The 23,121-nt window shown below is 35.3% G+C and carries 17 protein-coding genes and 3 rRNA genes; 16 read left to right on the top strand and 4 right to left on the bottom strand.

The genetic code is table 11. The features are described 5' to 3' along the window. Nucleotides 1-150 precede the first annotated feature (150 nt). Nucleotides 151-1,470: a branched-chain amino acid transport system II carrier protein gene (gene brnQ / locus KTC92_RS05435; protein WP_220287457.1), complete on the bottom strand. Its 1,320-nt coding sequence runs from the start codon at nucleotides 1,468-1,470 to the stop codon at nucleotides 151-153. A gap of 308 nt (nucleotides 1,471-1,778) precedes the next feature. Here brnQ and KTC92_RS05430 point away from each other — a divergent pair, with 308 nt between their 5' ends. The 14 genes from KTC92_RS05430 to KTC92_RS05365 all read left to right on the top strand — a co-directional run bounded on the left by KTC92_RS05430 (nucleotide 1,779) and on the right by KTC92_RS05365 (nucleotide 18,624). Beyond that, complete coding sequence (locus KTC92_RS05430) at nucleotides 1,779-2,573, top strand: acetoacetate decarboxylase family protein (RefSeq protein ID WP_216304089.1); 795 nt, start codon at nucleotides 1,779-1,781, stop codon at nucleotides 2,571-2,573. Nucleotides 2,574-2,600: 27 nt separating this feature from the next. Further along, the gene (locus KTC92_RS05425; protein WP_220287455.1) at nucleotides 2,601-3,464 is read left to right on the top strand and encodes an SDR family NAD(P)-dependent oxidoreductase; all 864 of its coding nucleotides are present in this window, start codon (nucleotides 2,601-2,603) and stop codon (nucleotides 3,462-3,464) included. 57 nt (nucleotides 3,465-3,521) lie between these two features. Then, a complete protein-coding gene (locus tag KTC92_RS05420; RefSeq protein WP_220287453.1) occupies nucleotides 3,522-5,192 on the top strand; it encodes an oleate hydratase in 1,671 nt (556 codons plus the stop codon). A gap of 259 nt (nucleotides 5,193-5,451) precedes the next feature. Continuing rightward, nucleotides 5,452-6,069, top strand: a complete 618-nt coding sequence (locus tag KTC92_RS05415; RefSeq protein WP_220287451.1) for a nitroreductase family protein — start codon at nucleotides 5,452-5,454, stop codon at nucleotides 6,067-6,069. Nucleotides 6,070-6,495: 426 nt separating this feature from the next. Next, nucleotides 6,496-7,440 (top strand): ribonuclease Z, encoded by a 945-nt coding sequence (locus KTC92_RS05410; RefSeq protein WP_220287449.1) that lies wholly within the window; start codon nucleotides 6,496-6,498, stop codon nucleotides 7,438-7,440. Nucleotides 7,441-8,000: 560 nt separating this feature from the next. Further along, nucleotides 8,001-9,532 (top strand): 16S ribosomal RNA (locus KTC92_RS05405). Between the two features lie 292 nt (nucleotides 9,533-9,824). Beyond that, nucleotides 9,825-12,750: ribosomal RNA gene (locus KTC92_RS05400) — 23S ribosomal RNA — on the top strand. Nucleotides 12,751-12,866: 116 nt separating this feature from the next. Next, nucleotides 12,867-12,983: ribosomal RNA gene (rrf, locus tag KTC92_RS05395) — 5S ribosomal RNA — on the top strand. Together the 16S, 23S and 5S rRNA genes form the textbook arrangement of a ribosomal RNA operon. A 455-nt stretch (nucleotides 12,984-13,438) precedes the next feature. Continuing rightward, a complete protein-coding gene (ltrA, locus tag KTC92_RS05390; RefSeq protein ID WP_258280593.1) occupies nucleotides 13,439-14,848 on the top strand; it encodes a group II intron reverse transcriptase/maturase in 1,410 nt (469 codons plus the stop codon). Nucleotides 14,849-15,033: 185 nt separating this feature from the next. Beyond that, nucleotides 15,034-15,741: a carbonate dehydratase gene (locus KTC92_RS05385; RefSeq protein ID WP_216304565.1), complete on the top strand. Its 708-nt coding sequence runs from the start codon at nucleotides 15,034-15,036 to the stop codon at nucleotides 15,739-15,741. A gap of 220 nt (nucleotides 15,742-15,961) precedes the next feature. Further along, nucleotides 15,962-16,324, top strand: a complete 363-nt coding sequence (locus KTC92_RS05380) for a GntR family transcriptional regulator (protein WP_216304564.1) — start codon at nucleotides 15,962-15,964, stop codon at nucleotides 16,322-16,324. 1 nt (nucleotide 16,325) lies between these two features. After that, nucleotides 16,326-17,201, top strand: a complete 876-nt coding sequence (locus KTC92_RS05375) for an ABC transporter ATP-binding protein (RefSeq protein WP_220287851.1) — start codon at nucleotides 16,326-16,328, stop codon at nucleotides 17,199-17,201. After that, entirely contained in the window at nucleotides 17,201-17,935 is a 735-nt protein-coding gene (locus KTC92_RS05370; RefSeq protein ID WP_220287853.1) for a hypothetical protein, read from the top strand. Before KTC92_RS05375 ends, KTC92_RS05370 begins: the two co-directional genes overlap by 1 nt. Nucleotides 17,936-17,982: 47 nt before the next feature. Then, the gene (locus KTC92_RS05365; protein ID WP_220287855.1) at nucleotides 17,983-18,624 is read left to right on the top strand and encodes a cyclase family protein; all 642 of its coding nucleotides are present in this window, start codon (nucleotides 17,983-17,985) and stop codon (nucleotides 18,622-18,624) included. Nucleotides 18,625-18,684: 60 nt separating this feature from the next. Here the strand turns inward: KTC92_RS05365 and KTC92_RS18635 are convergent, their stop codons facing one another. From KTC92_RS18635 to istA, 3 genes are read right to left on the bottom strand one after another with little or no spacing between them, the layout of a single operon-like run. Beyond that, nucleotides 18,685-19,011 carry a GHKL domain-containing protein gene (locus KTC92_RS18635; protein ID WP_220287856.1) on the bottom strand — a complete coding sequence of 109 codons (327 nt, stop codon included), beginning with the start codon at nucleotides 19,009-19,011 and terminating at the stop codon, nucleotides 18,685-18,687. A gap of 53 nt (nucleotides 19,012-19,064) precedes the next feature. After that, nucleotides 19,065-19,808 carry an IS21-like element helper ATPase IstB gene (gene istB, locus KTC92_RS05360; protein WP_258280588.1) on the bottom strand — a complete coding sequence of 248 codons (744 nt, stop codon included), beginning with the start codon at nucleotides 19,806-19,808 and terminating at the stop codon, nucleotides 19,065-19,067. Beyond that, a complete protein-coding gene (gene istA, locus KTC92_RS05355) occupies nucleotides 19,796-21,358 on the bottom strand; it encodes an IS21 family transposase (protein ID WP_258280587.1) in 1,563 nt (520 codons plus the stop codon). Before istA ends, istB begins: the two co-directional genes overlap by 13 nt. 673 nt (nucleotides 21,359-22,031) lie before the next feature. On the opposite strand from istA, the gene KTC92_RS05350 reads away from it, so the two are divergent. Both KTC92_RS05350 and KTC92_RS05345 read left to right on the top strand, forming a co-directional pair. Next, nucleotides 22,032-22,238 (top strand): DUF1657 domain-containing protein, encoded by a 207-nt coding sequence (locus KTC92_RS05350; protein WP_216304559.1) that lies wholly within the window; start codon nucleotides 22,032-22,034, stop codon nucleotides 22,236-22,238. 13 nt (nucleotides 22,239-22,251) lie between these two features. Next, a complete protein-coding gene (locus tag KTC92_RS05345) occupies nucleotides 22,252-23,112 on the top strand; it encodes a DUF421 domain-containing protein (protein WP_220287836.1) in 861 nt (286 codons plus the stop codon). The last annotated feature ends 9 nt before the right edge of the window (nucleotides 23,113-23,121 follow it).

The raw sequence follows: 23,121 nt of genomic DNA, 5'->3' as shown, positions 1-23,121 counted from the left end.
TAATATAAAATGAAAAAAAGGTATAGCAAGATTTAATTTTGCTATACCTTTTCTGATAGAAGCTGATTTACAGCTTGTATATTTGATGGAGCCCACTTTAGAGAAAATAAATTTTCTCTATGTAACCATATTAATTCTTAATCAACAGTGTTACATTATCTCACCCTCAAGAATTGAATCAGCTTCATCTTCATTTATAACTTCTTTTGGTTTAATTAAAATATTAGAAATTACAAAAGCTATTAAAGCAGGTATAAGCCATGAGAATCCAACACTTGATAGAGGAATAAATTTAATAAATCCAATGCTATTTGCGTAGATACTATTTATAGTATCTAAAATACTTATAATTAGCGCTGTGTATGTAGTTATAGCAACAGCCGTATTACTCTTCACAATATCTCCAAGCAATGTAATAACTATTAGAACAATTACAATTGGATATAAAATTTGTAAAACAGGCCCTGCCAATGTAATTATACTATCAACGTCTTTCGTAGCTATTAATCCACTTACTACAGCCATAATAACAGCAGCAGTCTTGTAAGATACTTTATTATTTGAAAGATTAGCAAAGAATGTTGCTCCACTTGCGAGTAACCCTATAGCGGTTGTTAAGCATGCAAGAGCAACACATAAACTAAGAATAACTGCACCAACGCTACCTAGGTCTAACTTAACAAGCTCTGTAACTAGCTTAGTTCTAGATATATCTGCGGGGAACAAAGTACTTGTTTGTGTTCCGAGATACATAAGTCCAGCATATACAAAGGTTAAACCCGCTACAGCAACTAGTGCTGATTTTATAGTCATATTCATTATATCTTTTGTATTTTTATAACCTTTTGCTCTAACAGATGAAATAATTATTCCTGCAAATATAACAGAAGCCATAGCATCCATTGTTTGATAACCTTCTATTAAAGCTTTTGAAAATCCACCTTTATAAGATGTAGCTACAACTGGTCCAATAGGATCTATTATTCCTTTAAATATAATTATAGCTAGCATTAATAAAAGTGCGGGGGTAAGTATTTTACCTATATTATCAATTATTGAAGAAGGTTTAAGCACAAACGCAAGTGTTATTGCAAAATACAATATAACTACTATGTTTTGTGGCACAGATGGAAATATTGGATGTATTCCAAGCTCGAAAGTTGATGCAGCGGTTCTTGGAATTGCAAATAACGGACCGATAACAAGAATTAAAGCTACACCAGTTATTATAGCAAATTTTTTACCTACTCTATTGGCCATTTTGTCGTAAGTACCATTAATTTTGGCACAGGCAATTACTCCAGTTAGTGGAAGACCAACGCCTGTAATGAGAAATCCTATTATGGATGCAAAAAATGCGCTTCCTGCAGTTTTTCCTAAGAATGGTGGAAAAATTAGGTTTCCTGCACCGAAAAACATTGCAAATAGTGCAAAACCTATAATCACGGAATGTTTTGTTGAATCTTTCATTTATGCATACCTCCAAATTAATTAATATATGTAATTTAAAAATTAAATTAGTTCTATTATAGCTATTTTTCTTAATAAAGCAAGGAATAATTAACTTTTAGTTTCCGCTAATGCTAAAAAACATACACTTTGAGTACAGTGTATGTTTTTTAGACAAATCAAGGAAATTGATTGTTTAACACCTTTTTTATTAGCGTTATATTATAAATATAGAATTCTTGTACAAAAATATAAATTTAAAGAAAGGATGGAGGATGTGAATATTAGTAAAACAACTCTGAAATATAAAATATAGGGAGGTATCATTAATGAATAGTTTTGTAAAAAATCCAAATGATATTAAAAAATATATTAGTAAACCTACAACTTTTTACGATGCTCAGATGCTCACAGCTTATTGGGAAACAAAGCCAGAGATTATTGCACGTATACTTCCAGCACCTCTAAAGCCTCTTAAAGTACCTTTGGTACATGCTTTTGTAGCTAATTATCCTAGAACAAATTTTTGCCCTCCATACAAGGAAGCAGCTTTATTTATACCAGCAGATTTTAATGGTCGAATTGGAATGTATTGTCTTTCAATGCCTATAAGTGATGGCATGGCTATGGGGCTTGGCAGAGAAATTTATGGTTTTCCAAAGAAGATGGCAGAAATCGAACTTAAGAAAGATGGAGACTCTGTTTACGGAAGTGTATCTCGAAATGGAATAAACTTCTTTAGTGTAAAAGCAAATCTTAATGGAAAATGTAATGCTGAAGATGGACAGAAAATAATTGCTGATAATTATGGAGAGGGATTACCTATATTTAATTTCAAATATTCTAAGTCACCAGATGGCAGTGGATTCGACTTAAGCCCACTACTTATAGAGCAAGGTGCAACTATGGATAATAAAGTGTTTAAAACTGGAGAATTTGAGATGAATCTGAAAGACTCACCACATGACCCTTGGGCAGAATTAGAAGTTGTAAAGATGCTAGGTTGCACTTACACTGTAGGAACTTCAGTACTTTTAAGGGGTAAAGTTTTGGCAGAAGTAGATCCAATTGCGTATTTACCATATTCAAATTCAAAATGGGATTGGTGGGAGGATACTCTATAAAACAGTATAAAAAGGAGGAGTTATATTATGAAAGAGTTTAAAGGTAAGGTAGCAGTTATTACAGGCGCTGCAAATGGAATAGGATTTGCAATAGCTAAGGAATGTGCACGAAGAGAGATTAAAATAGTTATAGCAGATATTGATGGAAGGGACTTAAAAAGAGCGGAAGAACAACTTAAGGCAGAGGGAGCTGAAGTATTAGCTGTTGAAATGGATGTCATGAAATTTGAGGACATGGAGATGCTAGCGAAGATTGCCCTTGAAAAATTTCAACACATAGATTTATTGTTTAATAATGCAGGAGTCGTAGTTGCAGGGCCAGCTTGGTTACTATCTTTAAATGATTGGGAATGGGTTATGAAAGCTAATGTCTGGGGCATTATCCATGGCGAAAAAGTGTTCATTCCAATAATGTTAAAACAGGATACTGAGTGCCATATTGTTAATACTTCTTCTGTAGCTGGGCTTTTGGATTTGAATGGAATGTCAGCTTACCATACTTCGAAATTTGCAGCGGTTGGTCTTTCTGAATCTACCTACTTAGATCTTCAATGCGAAACGGACAAAATAAAAATGTCAGTATTCTGTCCAGGATTTATTCAAACAGACCTTGATAATTGTGAGAGGCACAGACCAAATATTTATAAAAATGATATGAGCCAGCCTTATTATCAAAGTGATTTATATAAAGAAGAAGAGCAAAAGAAACATAAGGTTATCAAAGGCGGTATACCAATTGACACAATTGGGGCAACTATATTCAAGGCAATTGAAGAAGAAAAATTTTATATCTTAACACATGAAGAGTTAAATCCACTTATAGGTCTGAGAGTAAAAAACATGTTTGAAGGTGGAAGTCCATCTATGAATGTAATAAGAGGCGTTAAGTGATTTTAATACAGTATATGATAAAGGATTAGTGAATAAACCAAAAAATAGGAGGCGAAAATGGAACAAAACTATAAAAATATAAATGAATTTTCTAATGGTGATAATTATAAAATAAAAGCTTATCTTGTTGGAGGTGGAATTGCATCCCTTGCTAGTGCTGTTTATTTTATTAGAGATGGACATGTTTCTGGAAAGAATATATCAATATTTGAAGAGTCTAATATAACAGGTGGTAGTCTAGATGCCCAAGGTTCAGCTGAAAATGGGTATGTCTATCGTGGTGGAAGAATGTTCGATGAAGAAGCCTACACCGCCACTTTTGATCTTTTATCAAGCATTCCGTCATTAACTGATTCAGAAAAAACATTATATGATGAATTTGTTGAATTCAATAAGAAATTTAAGTCTAGCGCTAAAGCTAGATTAGTTGGTGAAAATAAAGAGGTAATTGATGTATCTTCTCTTGGATTTAATCAACAGAATAGATTGGATTTAATTAAAATTATGGCTCAATCTGAGGAATCACTTGGAACAAGTAGGGTAAAAGATTGTTTTGGAGATTCATTTTTCAAAAGTAAATTTTGGTTTATGTGGTGCACAACTTTTGCGTTTCAACCATGGCATAGTGCAGTAGAATTTAAGAGATATCTTCATAGATTTATTCATGAGTTGCCTCGTATTAACACTTTATCTGGTGTCCGTCGCACGCCGTACAATCAATATGATTCTATGGTTTTGCCAATAGTTAAATGGCTAAAAGAACAAGGCGTCCACTTTGAAATGAATTGTGAAGTCACTAATCTAGATTTTAAAACTTCTGAAAATGAAAAAACTGTAGAACGTATTCATTATACTAGTAATGGAAAACAAAAAAGTATTCACATTAAAAACGGGGACTATGTTCTTGTAACCATTGGATCTATGACGGCAGGATCAAGCCTTGGATCAATGTCAACTGTACCTAAGGTTGAAGCTAAGAGCTTAGGAGGCTCGTGGAAACTTTGGGAAAATATAGCGAAAAATAGACCTGAGTTTGGTAAGCCATCCGTTTTTGATGATCATATAGATGAATCGCTATGGGAATCATTCACAGTTACTTTTAGAGATCCAACATTTTTCAGATTAATGGAGAATTTTAATGAAAATTCTGTATTTACTTTCAAGGACTCCAATTGGCTTATGTCAGTTGTTTTACCTCATCAACCATATTATAATAATCAACCTGAAAATGTTAATATATGTTGGGGCTATTGCTTGTCTCCAAATAAAAAAGGTAACTATGTGCAAAAAAAGATGTCTGAATGTACTGGTGAAGAGATATTAACAGAATTATGTCGCCATCTTGCTTTGAAAGAAGAAATGCCTTTAATTCTCAAAACATCTACATGTATACCATGTATAATGCCTTTTATAACAAGTCAATTTTTACCTAGAACAATGGGAGATAGGCCTGCGGTTGTACCAATAGGATCAACTAATTTAGCATTTATTGGACAATTCTGTGAAATGCCTGACGATGTTGTTTTTACAGTTGATTACTCGGTTAGATCAGCACAAACAGCAGTTTATTCTCTTCTCAAATTAGATAAAGAGGTTACTCCTATTTACAAGGGCCAATATGATACCCGTGTAGTAATTGATTCAGCTATGACTATGCTAAGGGATGATAATCTCCGTGAATCACTTAGCTCAGTATTGAATATATTTAAGGCTCCCGAAACAAAATAACAAGTCAAAGATGCCTAAGTAGATTAAATAAACTGGTACCTATAGCGAAATAGCTATAGGTACTTTTTATGGACTCAAAGGATATATGAATAGAATGCGAGCATAATATCAAATTTCAACGATTTTTTAGTATTAAAGAAATTAATAATTTCAATATATGCTTGACATAATCAGTAAACTATCGGTATAATAATATAAATTAAGTAATAATAATTAGTAACGAATAATCTTAAAAAAGGAAATTAAGGAGTGTATTTAAATGAATTTAAAAGAAGTTTTTAAAAATAGAAGAGCTATCAATTTTTTTGATGTAAATAAAGGTCTTGAAGAGGGAACACTAAAGGATATAATTAATCTTGCGGTATTAGCTCCATCAGCATTTAACCTTCAACCTTGGGAAATTATAGCAGTGAAATCTAAAGAAGCTAAAGAGAAATTGTATAAACTTTCAAGTAGTCAGCCTAAGATATTAGAGGCTCCAGTGACCCTAATAATTGTAGGTAATAAAACTGGATATGATGAAACAAATCCTACATGGAAGGATATGTTAAAGCTATTTGGTGGTGATAAAGAAAAATTAGCAGGTACACAAGGGTTTGCACATAGTTTATATGGTACATCAGAGGAAAATAAATTAAAGTTCGCTGAGAGTAATGCAGGACTTCTAGCAATGTCTATAATGTATGCAGCTAAGAACCTTGGAGTAGATTCTCATCCAATGAGTGGCATGGATTTTGAGGGTGTGAGAAAAGAATTTGGACTTGATGAGAATAAGACAGTAGTAATGCTAATCTCACTTGGATACTTAGATGAAAGTAAGACACTTTATCCAAGGGCATATAGAAGAGGCTACGATGAGATAGTTAAAGAAGTTTAACGACATTTCAGAAGGAAAGTCTCCTATAGTTTCCTCGGGGTATTGAACATCTGTATTTGGTTATTCAATACCACAAAAACACATCCAATTGTAGTTTTGAAATTCTACAGCTTGGATGTGTTTTGTATTATATATGAACACCTTTCTTTGTAATTTTCTTATTATTTTTCATAATGGCTCTTACAACTTTTATTAATTCCTTCATATATAGACATATAAATAAGTTTAGAATAAAAGAGTTTGAATGAAGGTCCGTGAATATGAGAAGACTATGATAGTATATAATCATATAAGGAATACCCTATATTTTTGTGGATTTTAAGTTCGAAATTGATATTCTTATTAAGTTGTAAAGAGGAATAATAGGATTCAACTTGGAGACTTTAGCATATTTTTCATGTTGAAACAATAGATGAGGTGGTTTAATTGGTTGATTTAGCATTGCTAGGATGTGGAGGGGGAATGCCAATTCCCGAAAGATATTTATCTTCGCTTCTCATAAACTATAAAGGAAGAAAAATACTTATTGACTGCGGAGAAGGTACCCAGGTATCAATGAAAATACTTGGCTGGGGGTTTAAGTCGATAGATGTGATTTGTATAACTCATGGACATGCAGATCACATTGTAGGACTTCCAGGTATTCTTGCAACGATTGGTAACAGTGGTAGAACTGATCCCATTACTATAATTGGGCCTAAAGGTATTACTAATATTGTGAAAGGGCTAAGGGTTGCAGCACCTTACCTTCCTTACGAACTTAATATCTTAGAAAATCCTAAAGAACCCGTGAAAATACAAGCTTCATTAAAATGTATTAATACTTCAGTAGGAGAATTTAATGATTTAATAATTTCAACACTAGAACTTGAGCACTCAACTAATTGTTTGGGTTATAGCCTCTATTTTAATAGAAAACCAAAATTTGATGTAGGAAGTGCAGCTAAAAATGAAATACCAAAGAGATTTTGGAGTAGATTGCAAAAAAATGAGATTATAAATGAACATGATAAAACATATTTTCCAAGCATGGTGATGGGAAAAGAAAGAACAGGGATAAAGATTAGTTTTATAACAGATACAAGGCCAACTCCTAAAATAACAACTTTTATTAAAGGAAGTGACTTGTTCATTTGTGAAGGTACCTATGGTAATGAAAATGATATTGAAAAAGCCATAAGGAACAAACATATGACATTTAGTGAGGCGGCAGAACTTGCTTTAAGTGGAGATGTACAAGAACTTTTATTAACGCATTTTAGCCCTTCAATGATTAATCCGGAAGAGTATAAAGATAGAGCAGAAGGCATTTTTAAAAACACTATTATTGGCTTTGATAGAATTGTACGGAGTATGTCTTTTAAAGATTAGAAAAAATATTTCTTAATGTAACCATTACTTATAGGAGTATTGGCTTTTTTAGCTAGTACTACAAATGACGTAAGTTTTTTTATGGTAGATAAAGAGGTAGTTGTAGCATTTAGCCATGCGTATCAGGATGCGAAATATTGAATTATTTAGACCAATTTGTAGTAATATGAGTATAATCTAGCTAGAGTACCTATGTTGTGAAATTATGCTCTTATTTATGTGATAGAATACTCCTTGTCGTCACAACCGAGTGGCACGATAAGCTAACTGTTAATAACTTTTTAATAAATTTTTCAATGAAAATAAATTAAAAAAATGTTGACAAAACAAGAAATACCTAGTAATATAGTAGAAGTCGTCACATGATGACAAAGCGAATTGGTCTTTGAAAATTAAACAGAGAAATAGGTAAAGATAGCGAAATAATATTTCGTTAAACCAGTTAATTACTTTAGTATAAAGTAAAATTTAGTCGTAAGACTAAAAGTATGTAATGAGCTTGCGAATCAACTTAACAGTTGTCGCAGATTAATCATTTCAACTAAAAAAGTGTAAACTTTTAAATTGAGAGTTTGATCCTGGCTCAGGACGAACGCTGGCGGCGTGCCTAACACATGCAAGTCGAGCGATGAAACCTTTCGGGGTGGATTAGCGGCGGACGGGTGAGTAACACGTGGGTAACCTGCCTCAAAGAGGGGAATAGCCTCCCGAAAGGGAGATTAATACCGCATAATATGTTTTGGTCGCATGATCGAAACATCAAAGGATTTTTCTTCGGAAAATTCCACTTTGAGATGGACCCGCGGCGCATTAGCTAGTTGGTGAGGTAACGGCTCACCAAGGCGACGATGCGTAGCCGACCTGAGAGGGTGATCGGCCACATTGGAACTGAGACACGGTCCAGACTCCTACGGGAGGCAGCAGTGGGGAATATTGCGCAATGGGGGAAACCCTGACGCAGCAACGCCGCGTGAATGATGAAGGCCTTCGGGTTGTAAAGTTCTGTCTTCTGGGACGATAATGACGGTACCAGAGGAGGAAGCCACGGCTAACTACGTGCCAGCAGCCGCGGTAATACGTAGGTGGCAAGCGTTGTCCGGATTTACTGGGCGTAAAGGATGCGTAGGCGGACATTTAAGTCAGATGTGAAATACCCGAGCTTAACTTGGGTGCTGCATTTGAAACTGGGTGTCTAGAGTGCAGGAGAGGTAAGTGGAATTCCTAGTGTAGCGGTGAAATGCGTAGAGATTAGGAAGAACACCAGTGGCGAAGGCGACTTACTGGACTGTAACTGACGCTGAGGCATGAAAGCGTGGGGAGCAAACAGGATTAGATACCCTGGTAGTCCACGCCGTAAACGATGAATACTAGGTGTCGGGGGTCGAACCTCGGTGCCGCCGTTAACACATTAAGTATTCCGCCTGGGGAGTACGATCGCAAGATTAAAACTCAAAGGAATTGACGGGGGCCCGCACAAGCAGCGGAGCATGTGGTTTAATTCGAAGCAACGCGAAGAACCTTACCTAGACTTGACATCCCCTGCATAACCCAGAGATGGGCGAAGTCCTTCGGGACAGGGTGACAGGTGGTGCATGGTTGTCGTCAGCTCGTGTCGTGAGATGTTGGGTTAAGTCCCGCAACGAGCGCAACCCTTATCATTAGTTGCTACCATTAAGTTGAGCACTCTAGTGAGACTGCCCGGGTTAACCGGGAGGAAGGTGGGGATGACGTCAAATCATCATGCCCCTTATGTCTAGGGCTACACACGTGCTACAATGGTGAGTACAAAGAGATGCAAGACCGCAAGGTGGAGCCAAACTCAAAAACTCATCCCAGTTCGGATTGTAGGCTGCAACTCGCCTACATGAAGCCGGAGTTGCTAGTAATCGCGAATCAGCATGTCGCGGTGAATACGTTCCCGGGCCTTGTACACACCGCCCGTCACACCATGAGAGTTGGTAACACCCGAAGTCCGTGAGGTAACCTAACACTTAGGTGTTTATGGAGCCAGCGGCCGAAGGTGGGATTGATGATTGGGGTGAAGTCGTAACAAGGTAGCCGTAGGAGAACCTGCGGCTGGATCACCTCCTTTCTAGGGAGTAGATGTATTGACTTCGGTCGATGCAATAGAAGAATATTAATTTGTTCTTCAAAAATATCTATTGTAATTAATCGTACCTAGTTCTCTGTTTAATTTTGAGAGACTAATTTTATCTAACTCTTAGGAGTTAGATAATGAATAGTTTTTCTTAAAATGTTCTTTGAAAATTGCACAGTGAAAAAAGTTGTTTTAAAAAAATTAAAACTACGCAAGTAGTTTATAAATTAATTTAATACAATTTCGCAAAATTAATATAACCGTCTATGTAAATAGACAGAATCAAGGTCAAGCTACAAAGGGCGCATGGCGAATGCCTTGGCACTAGGAGCCGAAGAAGGACGCGTTAAGCTGCGATAAGCTTTGGGTAGGCGCAAATAGCCTGTGATCCAAAGATTTCCGAATGGGGGAACCCACATAGTAACAACTATGTACTGCATACTGAATAAATAGGTATGCAGAGGTAGACCCGGGGAACTGAAACATCTAAGTACCCGGAGGAAGAGAAAGAAACATCGATTTCCTAAGTAGCGGCGAGCGAAAGGGAAAGAGCCCAAACCCAGGTCTTTGATCTGGGGGTTGAGGATAGATCATAAATACTGCAATTCCTTAATTGAAGATAGCTGGAAAGCTGCTCCGCAGAAGGTAATAGGCCTGTAAATGAAAAGGAAAAACAGTCAGATCTAATCCAGAGTACCACGAGACACGTGAAACCTTGTGGGAAGCTGGGAGGACCACCTCCCAAGGCTAAATACTACCTAGTGACCGATAGTGAAGAAGTACCGTGAGGGAAAGGTGAAAAGAACCCCGGAAGGGGAGTGAAATAGAACCTGAAACCGTGTGCCTACAACCGGTCGAAGCACTTTATATGTGTGACGGCGTGCTTTTTGTAGAACGAGCCAACGAGTTACGATATGTAGCAAGGTTAAGTACTTAAGGTACGGAGCCGAAGGGAAACCAAGTCTGAATAGGGCGCATAGTTGCATGTCGTAGACCCGAAACCGGGTGACCTATCCATGGCCAGGATGAAGCGGAAGTAAAATTCCGTGGAGGTCCGAACCACGTTGGTGTTGAAAAACCATGGGATGAGCTGTGGATAGCGGAGAAATTCCAATCGAACTCGGAGATAGCTGGTTCTCCTCGAAATAGCTTTAGGGCTAGCGTCGATTAATTGAGTAATGGAGGTAGAGCACTGAATGGGCTAGGGGCTGACAACAGTTACTGAACCCTATCAAACTCCGAATGCCATATACTTTTATTTCGGCAGTCAGACTGCGAATGATAAGATCCGTAGTCAAAAGGGAAACAGCCCAGACCATCAGCTAAGGTCCCAAAGTGTAAGTTAAGTGGAAAAGGATGTGGGATTTCTAAGACAACTAGGATGTTGGCTCAGAAGCAGCCACTCATTTAAAGAGTGCGTAATAGCTCACTAGTCAAGAGATCCTGCGCCGAAGATGTCCGGGGCTAAAACTTACCACCGAAGCTATGGGTGTACACAATTGTGTACGCGGTAGAGGAGCTTTCTGTACTGGCTGAAGTCATACCGTAAGGAGTGGTGGACGGTACAGAAGTGAGAATGTTGGCATGAGTAGCGAGAGTTAAGTGAGAATCTTAACGGTCGAAAACCTAAGGTTTCCTGAGGAAGGCTCGTCCTCTCAGGGTTAGTCGGGACCTAAGCCGAGGCCGAAAGGCGTAGGTGATGGACAATCGGTTGATATTCCGATACCACCAATGGACGTTATTAGAAATGGGATGACGCAGGAGGATAAGATGTGCACACTATTGGATGTGTGTCTAAGCATTTAGGCGGAGCAGACAGGCAAATCCGTTTGCTCTTAACGCTGAGATGTGATGGGGAAGGGAATTTATTCCTGAAGTATCTGATTCCACGCTGCCAAGAAAAGTCTCTATCGAGGATATTGGTGCCCGTACCGCAAACCGACACAGGTAGGTGAGGAGAGAATCCTAAGACCATCGGAAGAATTGTTGTTAAGGAACTCGGCAAATTGACCCCGTAACTTCGGGAGAAGGGGTGCCTACGTAAGTAGGTCGCAGAGAATAGGCCCAAGCAACTGTTTAGCAAAAACACAGGTCTCTGCTAAAGCGAAAGCTGATGTATAGGGGCTGACGCCTGCCCGGTGCTGGAAGGTTAAGGGGATTACTTAGCGCAAGCGAAGGTATGAACTTAAGCCCCAGTAAACGGCGGCCGTAACTATAACGGTCCTAAGGTAGCGAAATTCCTTGTCGGGTAAGTTCCGACCCGCACGAATGGCGTAATGATTTGGGCACTGTCTCAACAACACATCCGGCGAAATTGTAGTGCAAGTGAAGATGCTTGCTACCCGCGATTGGACGGAAAGACCCCGTAGAGCTTTACTGTAGCTTAGCATTGAATTTCGGTATTGTCTGTACAGGATAGGTGGGAGACTGAGAAACATGGGCGTCAGCCTGTGTGGAGTCATCCTTGGGATACCACCCTGACAGTACTGAGGTTCTAACTGGAGGCCATGAATCTGGTCACAGGACATTGTTAGGTGGGCAGTTTGACTGGGGCGGTCGCCTCCAAAAAAGTAACGGAGGCGCCCAAAGGTTCCCTCAGCGCGGTTGGAAATCGCGCGAAGAGTGCAAAGGCAGAAGGGAGCCTGACTGCGACACTTACAAGTGGAGCAGGGACGAAAGTCGGGCTTAGTGATCCGGTGGTACCTCGTGGGAGGGCCATCGCTCAACGGATAAAAGCTACCTCGGGGATAACAGGCTGATCTCCCCCAAGAGTCCACATCGACGGGGAGGTTTGGCACCTCGATGTCGGCTCGTCGCATCCTGGGGCTGAAGTAGGTCCCAAGGGTTGGGCTGTTCGCCCATTAAAGCGGCACGCGAGCTGGGTTCAGAACGTCGTGAGACAGTTCGGTCCCTATCCGTCGCGGGCGTAGGAAATTTGAAGGGAGCTGTCCTTAGTACGAGAGGACCGGGATGGACAAACCTCTGGTGCACCAGTTGTCACGCCAGTGGCATCGCTGGGTAGCTATGTTTGGAAGGGATAAACGCTGAAAGCATCTAAGCGTGAAGCCCACCCTGAGATGAGATTTCCCATAACTCGCACGTAAGTGCGGTGTTAGTAAGACTCCTGGAAGACCACCAGGTTGATAGGTTAGAGGTGTAAGCATGGTAACATGTTCAGCTGACTAATACTAATAAGTCGAGGGCTTGACCTAAATAAATAATTAAAAGTAATGCGATATACTTCTTTCGTAAGAAAGAAGCGAGGCTTTGAGCGTGAGCGAAAAGACTAATTCACTGTGCAATTTTCAGAGAATATTTATATTCTCAATCTGGTGATTATGGCATGAAGGTAACACCCGTTCCCATACCGAACACGAAGGTTAAGCTTCAATGCGCCGATGGTACTGCAGGGGTGACCTTGTGGAAGAGTAGGTTGTCGCCAGGTAAGAAAAAAACACTAAGTTTAACTTAGTGTTTTTTATTGTGCGCCCGGCATGGGCGCAATCTAATGGGTGAAAGTCCCTAGCACGGGTTAATAGTGCCAAGTGCATAGCTTAAGACAAGGGTGTCCATCGTGAGATGGAATCTGAAGGAAGTTGGCGGCCAAACTCCGGTCTGACGAACAGAAACTACATATAAGGCATATGCTTGTGGGTAAGTTTGCAATACAAAACGAAGCCCAAAACTATTCGAAACAAGTGGTGTAAATGTAGCAGATAGATGGAGTGAAAGATTGCGTTCTTACCCGGGGAGATCTGATAGGTAAGTTGTGGATATGAATTTAGAAATAACAACCCATACAGTGATGTATGGCTGAACTATCAGAAGTCAGCAGACGTCATAGTACCATGCAAAACGCGTTAGCGTGGGAAGGACTGAACAATAGGAGGTTTTGGAATTTTGAAGGATACGAGAAAATATGATAAAAGCAGACAACTTCATAAAGAAGGCTCTCTACGAGAGAATAGAGTGGAACTCGAAGGTAATGTAGAAGTGCATAGTATTTCCTCTATGTCAGAAGAAGGAAGAAACGATGTGAATGAATATGATAATGGTTTACTCGAGCAGATATTATCGAGAGATAATATGAATAAAGCATATAAAAGAGTAAAAGCCAATAAAGGAAGTCATGGGATTGATGGTTTGACAGTAGATGAACTTCTACATTATCTAAAAGAGCATGGACAAGAATTAAGGCAATCATTATTAGAAAGTAGATATAGACCTCTAGCCGTAAGAAGGGTAGAAATACCAAAACCTGACGGTGGAATTAGGCTACTTGGAATACCTACTGTATTAGATAGAGTTATTCAACAAGCGATATCACAAACTCTAATACCAGTATATGAAAAGAAATTTTCTGATAATAGTTACGGTTTTAGACCTTTAAGAAGTGGAAAACAAGCTGTTGAAAAATGTAGGGGATATATTAATGCTGGACATACATGGACGGTGAATATAGACCTTTCTAAATACTTTGATACGATAAATCATGATAAATTAATAAGGATACTATCGGAAGATATTAAAGATAGTAGAGTAATTTCTCTGATACGAAAGTATCTACAAAGTGGAGTGATGATAAATGGGGTATTTATGAATACAGAAGAAGGAGCACCTCAAGGCGGGCCTTTGTCCCCATTATTAAGTAACGTAATGTTACATGAACTCGATGTAGAACTAACAAAACGAGGACTAAACTTTTGTAGATATGCTGATGATGCGAATATATACGTCAAAAGTGAGAAATCAGCAAATAGAGTAATGAAGAGTATTACGAGATTTATTGAGGAAAAGTTAAAGCTTAGAGTGAATAAAGAAAAGAGTACAGTAGATAGACCTTGGAAACTTAAATTTTTAGGATTTTCATTTTACCGGGCAAAAGGTGAATACAGAATGAGAGTTCCTCAAAAACCTATAATCAAATTCAAAGCAAAGCTAAAAGAATTAACTTCAAGAAGTAATGCGATGAGCATGAAATATAGGTTTATGAAACTTAAGCAAGTGATAGTTGGATGGATAAATTATTTTGCTATTGCAGACATTAAAAGTATTCTTAAAACACTTGATGAATGGTTAAGGCGAAGAATTAGAATGTGTTTTTGGAAACAATGGAAAAAGATTAAAACAAAATATGGGAACCTTGTTAAATTAGGAATACCAAACAATAAAGCTTTGCAATATGCAAATACAAGGAAAGGCTATTGGAGAACATCCAATAGCCCTATATTAAACAAAACATTGACCAATAAATACCTTAAAAATATAGGATTAGTTTCTATATCTGAGACATATTTATTAAAACATTAATTTCTATTGAACCGCCGTGTACCGAACGGTATGCACGGTGGTGTGAGAGGTCGCTAAATAAATTAATTATTTAGCTCCTACTCGATTGGTTAAAATAAATATATCTAATTACATCATAAAATACTTTATCACAATTATTCTAAAGGATACGTATAATATAGTATCAAATATTTAGGAGAAATATTATGAGTAAATATAAAATTGTTAGATATAATCCTGTAGGCCCAACTAATGTATATTCATATTTTGTTAGTAGTAATCCACCTACGTCTTTTAATCCTATTAGTATGTATCCCAGTATTGATAAAACTGCTTTCATAGGCCCTTTCGCGAGCATTATAGGCGATGTAAGAATCGACGCAAAAGTATTAATTGGATGTAATACAACTCTTAGAGCGGATGAAGGAACACCATTTTATATTGGAACTAAAACTAATATTCAAGATGGAGTAATATTACATGGGTTGAAAAACATGAAAGTCTCTGTAAATAAAAAAGAATATTCTATCTATATAGGAAATGAAGTTAGTATTGCTCATGGAGCTTTAGTTCATGGTCCATGTATTATTGGAAATAATACTTTTGTTGGATTTAACGCTATTGTTTTTAATTCTATTGTGGAAGATAGCTGTTACATTGATTTGGCAGCTGTTGTTACAGATGGGGTAAGAATTCCTGCTAATAGATATGTTCCTGCTGGTGCCATAATAAATACTCAAGAAAAAGCCAATGCTCTAGCAATGGTATCACAAAGTAATGAGGATTTCGCTAAAGGAGTAGCTAAATCAAATATCGAACTTTCACAAGCTTATTCTCTACAATTTGGTGATACTAGATGTAGTTGTGGTATTTGCTGTAATAGTGATACTTTTAAGAATTTAGAAAATGAATAATACATAAAAGACACAATAATACAAAACTGTATTGTTGTGTCTTTTATGTATTATTAGCAAAACAAATTATATTCGTAATTTATTAATATCCCCGGGGATCTTCTAAGTGAGCTTATTAGTTTCAACCTAAAATAAACCAATTTACTATTGACAATGGAGTCATTTGGTTATATAGTTAGTTACATAAGTAATTAACCAAGTAAGTGAAGAAGGTGATAATATGAAATTAGATTTTAATAATGAGCTACCTATATATATGCAGATTGCTAAAGCTATTGAGAACAATGTTCTTAAGGGGGTATTTGAGGAAGAAACTGCAATTCCATCTACAACAGAAATATCTGTTAAGTATAAAATAAATCCAGCTACAGTAGCAAAAGGATTTAATCTACTTGTAGATGAAGGCATTATATATAAAAAAAGGGGCGTTGGTATGTTTGTTGTAACTGGAAGTAAAGAAAAGTTAATGAAAAAAAGAAAAGAAAATTTTTATGAAAGCTATATATTAGTCTTAATAGAGGAAGCTAAAAAATTAGATATTTCAAGTACTGATATTATTAAAATGATTGATGGGGGGATTTAATATGGGCACAATAAAGGTTTTAAATGCAAGTAAGAAATATGGGGATACCTTTGCATTAGATAATATTACATTAACATTAGAAGAAAATAAAATTTATGGATTATTAGGAAGAAATGGTGCAGGTAAGACAACTCTTTTAAACGTTATAAACAAAAGAATTTTCTTGAATGAGGGGACTATTTCTATAGATAATAATAGCTCGCCCTCGGATGGAAATGGTCTAGGGAAAATTCATTTTATGACAGAGCAAAACTTATATCCACAGTCTATGAAAGTAAAAGAGCTATTTAATTGGACTAAAGAATTTTATCCAAACTTTGATAGGTCATATGCATTAGAGCTTTGTAAAAAGTTTGAACTAAATATAAATAAAAGGATTAAGGAACTTTCAACTGGGTATTCCTCCATATGTAAAATTATAAATACCATGGCATCAGGTGCCGAAATATTAATGTTCGACGAGCCAGTTTTAGGATTAGATGCTAATCATAGAGAGATGTTTTATAAAGAACTTATGGAAAGTTATATAGAAAATCCTAAGACTATTGTATTATCTACTCATATTATAGAAGAAGTTGCACAATTAATAGAGCGGGTAGTTATTATTAAAGATGGGAAATTAATTAAGGACGAAAGTGTAGAAGAACTATTAAAAGGGTGCTACTGCGTTTCTGGATTAAATAAAAATATAGATGCTTATATTGAAGATAAAAATTGTGTAAGTGTAGATGGAATAGCATCTTTTAAATCAGCTATTATAATAGGAAAAAATGCAGATGATGAAAAAAGGCAACAGAAAAAGCTAGATTTAGAAGTTTCAAAGGTTGAACTACAAAAACTATTTATTAATTTGACTACTGACGGGAGGGTAAAATAATGACAAGTTTTAAACTTGCTAAATACAATATTAAAAGCAGCCTAAAACCAATAATAATTTATTACACTATTTTCATAGGTGCATTAACATGTATAGAAATGACAAACAAATTTTCAAATGGAGGAAGTGGTTATACAAAAGGATTAGAATTTTCATCTGTAGTATTTTTATTTGTGATAGGGTTAAACTTTTTTAAAGAAAATTTTCATTTTGCCCAAGCTAATAATATTACTAGGGTAGATTATTTTAAAGCTGCAGCAATAGCTATTTTATCAATAGGACTCGCTATGTCAATATTGGATGTCATAATAAATAGAGTGTATAATATATTTATGGTAAGTCCAACAATGTATGATATGGTCTATAACGAGTCTTATCGTGTAGGTACAGTATGGATACAAAGCAATAGCATGCAAACACTATTTGGGACAGTTATATTTTTATTTGCTGGTTACATTGTAGCGTTTGCAATAGGATTATTAATAACTATGATATATTATAAGTGTAATAAAATAATGAAAATTTTAGTTTCTTTAATACCTATTACTATATATGGAAGAGCTTCATGCAATAATCCTAACCTTGGAGAAAAGGAAATGATTTTTATTGATAAGATACTTGGGATAAGCACGAGAAACTCTTATATGGCTGTATTAACATTCATATGTTTATTTATAATAACAATGGTTTTTGTTTATTTGCTTGTTAGGAAAGCTGTGGTTAAAAGAGTTTAACAGCATCGAAGCTGATTTAACGACATAGATATTATGGGAGGGCTATTATGAAAGTCACTGATCTAACACATATTATTTGTTCCGACATGCCAGTTTTTCCAGGAACTGAGAAACCGATTTTTGAAAAGTCAAATACTTTGGAAAAGGATGGGTTTCAAGAGGCTAAAATCACTATGCACTCACATACAGGCACACATATAGATGCACCTGCACATATGCTCAGTGATGGTCCTTATTTAAATGATTTAGATATAGAACATTTTATTGGAAATGCTACTATTCTTGATTTTTCAAATAAAAATATGAAACTAATAGATGTTGATAGCCTAAGGTCCTATGAGGAAAAGATAAAAAATGTTGAGTTCATTATAATAAAAACAGGATGGAGTAAATACTGGGGTTATAAAAAATACTTTGAGGATTTTCCTTCTTTAAGTGAAGAATCAGCCAATTGGTTGTCGAAATTTAATTTAAAGGGTATTGGTATTGATGCAATTTCAATTGATGATATAAACTCAACCACATTTGCAGTTCATAAAATATTAATGCCAAAGAACATTATAATTATTGAGAACCTAGTGAATTTAGATTCCATCAGCAGTGAGTATTTTATCTTAAGTATTATGCCACTTAAAAATAAAAATGCTGATGGTTCACCAGTCAGAGCTATTTCCATAGAAGATATGTAACAAAATTAACTTCTATGACTCTACATAACTCAGCTACTTGCTTTGATTTTTTTTGAAAACTTACTCCCCCCTAATAATTTGTTTGAACAATATTTTAAAAACAGTATAATTGTCTTCAAAGAATAGCTGAACATCACTGCCTTTTTTTTCAGCTATTTCTTTTATATTGTAAAGTCCATATCCTCTATTAACCCCTTCTTTAGTAGAAAGACCTCTTTCAAATATTTTTTCTATATTATCAAACTTTACTGTTATTCCGCTATTTTTAACTTCTACAATATTAGAATTTTCTTCTTCACATATATTTAATATAAAGACCTTATCCTTAGTACTATTTATGACAGCTTGAAAAGCATTGTTGTTATTGGCAAGTACTTTTGGAGAAATTTCGGCAAACTATTTTACTGAATTTATCCCAGTATATTTTTACCATTTAACTGCTAGAATATAGATTTTCTGTGCTCCAATCTATAGCTCTTTCCAATCATGTTAAAAAGTTCGCACCTATAAGATATTCTATCTAATACAGCTGTTGTTAATGCTGGGTCTCCTAAAAGTTCTACCCATTCTTCGAATCCTTTGTTAGAAGTTATAATTAGTGATGCCTGTTCATGAAGGGATGATATTAATTGAAAGAACAAATTAGCCTCATCTCTAGTTATAGGAAGATATCCGACCTCATCAATTATAACGAGACTTGAAGAAAGGATTCTATTTAGTTTACCTTTGCTTTTTCTTGATATCTGCTGAGTTTTCAAAACATGCATCAGATTATCCATAGTTACAAAACTTACCTTATAACCTGCCTCAACGGCTTTATAACCCAAGGCAATAGCTGTGTGAGACTTCCCAACGCCCGGTGGGCCTAAAAATATAAGATTATACATCCTATCTATCCATTCCATTTCCATGAGTCTGTTTATTTGTTTCTTTGTTATTGATTTTTGAAATAGAAAATCAAATTCCTCCATTGTCTTTTTAACTGGAAAGCCAGCATATTTAAGTCTTTTTTCTTGTGTTTTCTGATCCTTCAAACCAACCTCATTTTTAAGTATTGATAACAGAAAGTCTTGATAGGAAACATTACCTAACTCGCCTTTTTCAATAATTTTATCTGCATCTACATTTAAATAGTTTAGCTTAAGATTTTTGGCATACTCTTTGATTAATTCTAATTTCTCCATGATTGCTTGTCCTCCTTCAAAGCATCAATATAGTCACTTATACTTCTTACTTCCGGTTTTAACCCTCTATACTTTGATGGTATAGATAACTTATCAATTACAGATTTTTTATCAACTTTTGCAATATCCTGTATCGCAAGATATTCAAGGGTTTCTTTAAACATTCCAGCACTCCACAAGTTTCGTATAACACAATAATTCAATGCTTGTTCTATTAGCGAAGCTTCATATGAATGTACTATATTTAGTATTGATCCAAATTGATCTTTGCAGTATCTTGGTTTTTCACGTTTTATGCCATCTAGTAGCATTTTTGCATTTTCAGTTTTACCGAGAGCAAAAAACAATCTTTCATAAACTTGGTCAATAGAACTGTGAATATCCCGTTCGGGATGAATTATTTTTATAAGTTCACCCTGCCTTGTGCTTACTTGATGACTTGCTATTAATACACCTGTATCAAAATCAACTATATTCATTTTGGAGCCTTTTATCATTAATTTAAGTTCTTTACCTGGGCTATAAGTTCCTTTGGGCACTTGATACCTGTTCTGTTTATACAAAATTACATTGTTTTTTCGTACAGCATAAGTTAAACTAGTATTAGATGAATTTTTTTCAAAGAGTTCAGGTACTGGTAGCAAGTGTTTCTTTTCGAGAGCAAACACTTCTGCCGGTATTTTTTTCGTTATTTCATGTTTTTTACCATTGCCTGTTCTATCTAGCCATTTGAATGAGTCTTCATTAAAGGAATCAACATCTATAAATACTCTGTTTATAGCAAAGTTATATTTTGAGTATTTTACCACAGATTCTATTTTCCCCTTACTTTGAGGATCAAAACCTCTACAAAGCCTAACTTTATATTTCATAGTATTAATATAATTTTGAAAACCTTCGGTATAAATAATGTCTCCAGAATTCTCGGCTACTGCAAGCACACGATCTTGGTCATACACTATTTCAATAGGCATACCACCAAGATATTCAAAAGCTCGATTATGAGCATCAATAAAAGAGGCGGTAGTAAATGGTTTGTCTGTCCAAAGTATGTATTTATACCTTGAATGTGATAAAACCATTGCAAAGCAATACACTTTTACTTTGTTTCCATTTAATCTTTTGAGCCATATTTGACCCATATCAACCTGAGCTTGGTAGCCCATGGGAAGTTCATGTACTTCCTCAAATTGTCTTATTGGCGAAGCCTTAGGCAGATTGTATTCTTTCCTTAAATTACTAATATAAAGCCTTAAAGACCTTTCTTTAAATTTTACATCACCATATCTTTCCTTTATCCAATCAAGTACTTGTGCTGCTGACATATCTCTGAAATCAGTAATCCATTCTAAAATATCATCTTTGTAGATATCAATTTTTTTATGTCTATTCTTCGATTGAATAGTGACTTTAGCATATTCACCAGGATCCATGTCCCAATACTTTTGAACTGTTTTGTAATTTATATTTAGAGCTCTTTCAACCTGTGATTTATTAAATCCAAGTGCTTTATATTGTTTTATTTCACTAAACATATTCCATCCTTTCAATTTTAAATTCCCCCTCTGTAAAATATATCTCTAATTGTATCAGAGAAGGAATTATTATTGTACTTAACTGGAAATTATTCTCCTTTTTTGTTTGCCGAAATATCACCCTTTTAGTTTACCGCTAACAATTGTCCAATAGATTATTTAGCATATCTGAAATTTCATAATCATTTAGACTATTTTCTAGTGTATTATTGGCCACATTAAATAAGAATTTTATATTTAATCTATTCGCTTCACATAATTTATTGTAGATTATAGCTTTAACAATAATATTATATATATATATATAATATCTTCTATAATATTATTTGAATATTTTAGAGACATAATATACTTGTTCAATTCATTTTTAACTTCTTTTTCACTTGTAATTTCTACTATTGCAGTTATGGTGTTTTAAAATTTTTAAAATCATGTTGTTTCCACCTTGTCTCTTCTACTATCTCAAATACCAATTGTTTTCATCGTTCAAAGAAAACTTTGGCCATAATAACATAAAGATAGTCAATTTAATAAAAGTAAGTAATAATATATAACTATTTAAAGTTTAATGAGTAAAATATTGAAGATAGGAGAAGATATATGAATAATAAAAAAGATAAAACTTTAATAAAAGCATGTTAGTTATACTGCGTGAGAAAAAGAATCGATAAGCATTAAGGAGGTCCATATGACTGTTGGCTCTAAGGTAAAGCAAACATTAGCCACTTTAAAAGGTTCTGAAGCTACTTTAAGATTATATTCATTGCAAGAACGAAATAAAGAAGCTAGGGCTATTTATACTGAGGCATTTGAAGAGATAGGTAAAATTAAAATAGATTTGGAAAAAAGAGTAGGCTCTATAGAGTTTCAGGAGCCTCAATACAAAGGTGACTAAGTGAGGTGAAATGATGAGTAATTGGTTAACAATATTATTCAACACGATAATTTTATATTTTTTAACATTGGTTTTAACAAGATTTATGAAAAAAAGAAACTTATTTAAGGTTACGCCTTTTGAGTTTATTTCTTATGTAATTATTGCTCTTATAGTTGCTTTAATTTCATTGGGTATAATTACGAATATTTATTTTGGACTAACTGCACTAGCTGTTTGGGTACTGATGCCTATTATTTTAGATTATTCCTCCATGAAAAGTAAATGGATTTACAATGTAATAAATGGAAAAGAAAGGGTATTAATTAAAAACGGTAAAATTATGGAAGATAATCTAGCTAAAGAAAGGATGACGGGGCAAGAGTTTCTACAAGAATTACGTTCAAAAAAAGCATTTGATTTAGCCGATGTTGAATTTGCTGTTATGGAAACAACAGGAGATATCAATGTTAGTTTAAAAGCTGATAAAAAGCCTGTTACCTCATATGATTTAGGAATAAAAGTTGCGTCTAAGGCTGAATCACAAACAGTTATTTTAGACGGGAATATGTTAAATGAAGGTCTTACCAATATTGGATTGAGTAAAGGGTGGCTTAAGACTGAGTTAGAAAACAAAGGAGTAGCAATTGAGAATGTTTTTATTGGTCAAGTAGATTCTTCAGGAGATTTATATCTGGATCTTTTTGATGATTTGATTCAAGTCCCAAAATCACAAATTAAAGAAATGCTATATGCCAGTATTCAAAAAAGTCAGGCAGACCTTATGTCCTTTGCTTTAGAAACAGAAACTGAAGAAGCAAAATCTATGTACTTAAAAAATGCTGAAAATCTAGAAAAGGTTATGAAAAAAATAAAACCATATTTATTACGTTAGAAGGTGAAA

This window comes from Clostridium sp. CM027 (genome assembly GCF_024730565.1).
GTDB lineage: Bacteria > Bacillota > Clostridia > Clostridiales > Clostridiaceae > Clostridium_AD > Clostridium_AD estertheticum_B.
Note: the sequence above shows the minus strand (reverse complement) of the source record. Positions and strands in the feature narration are given on the sequence as shown.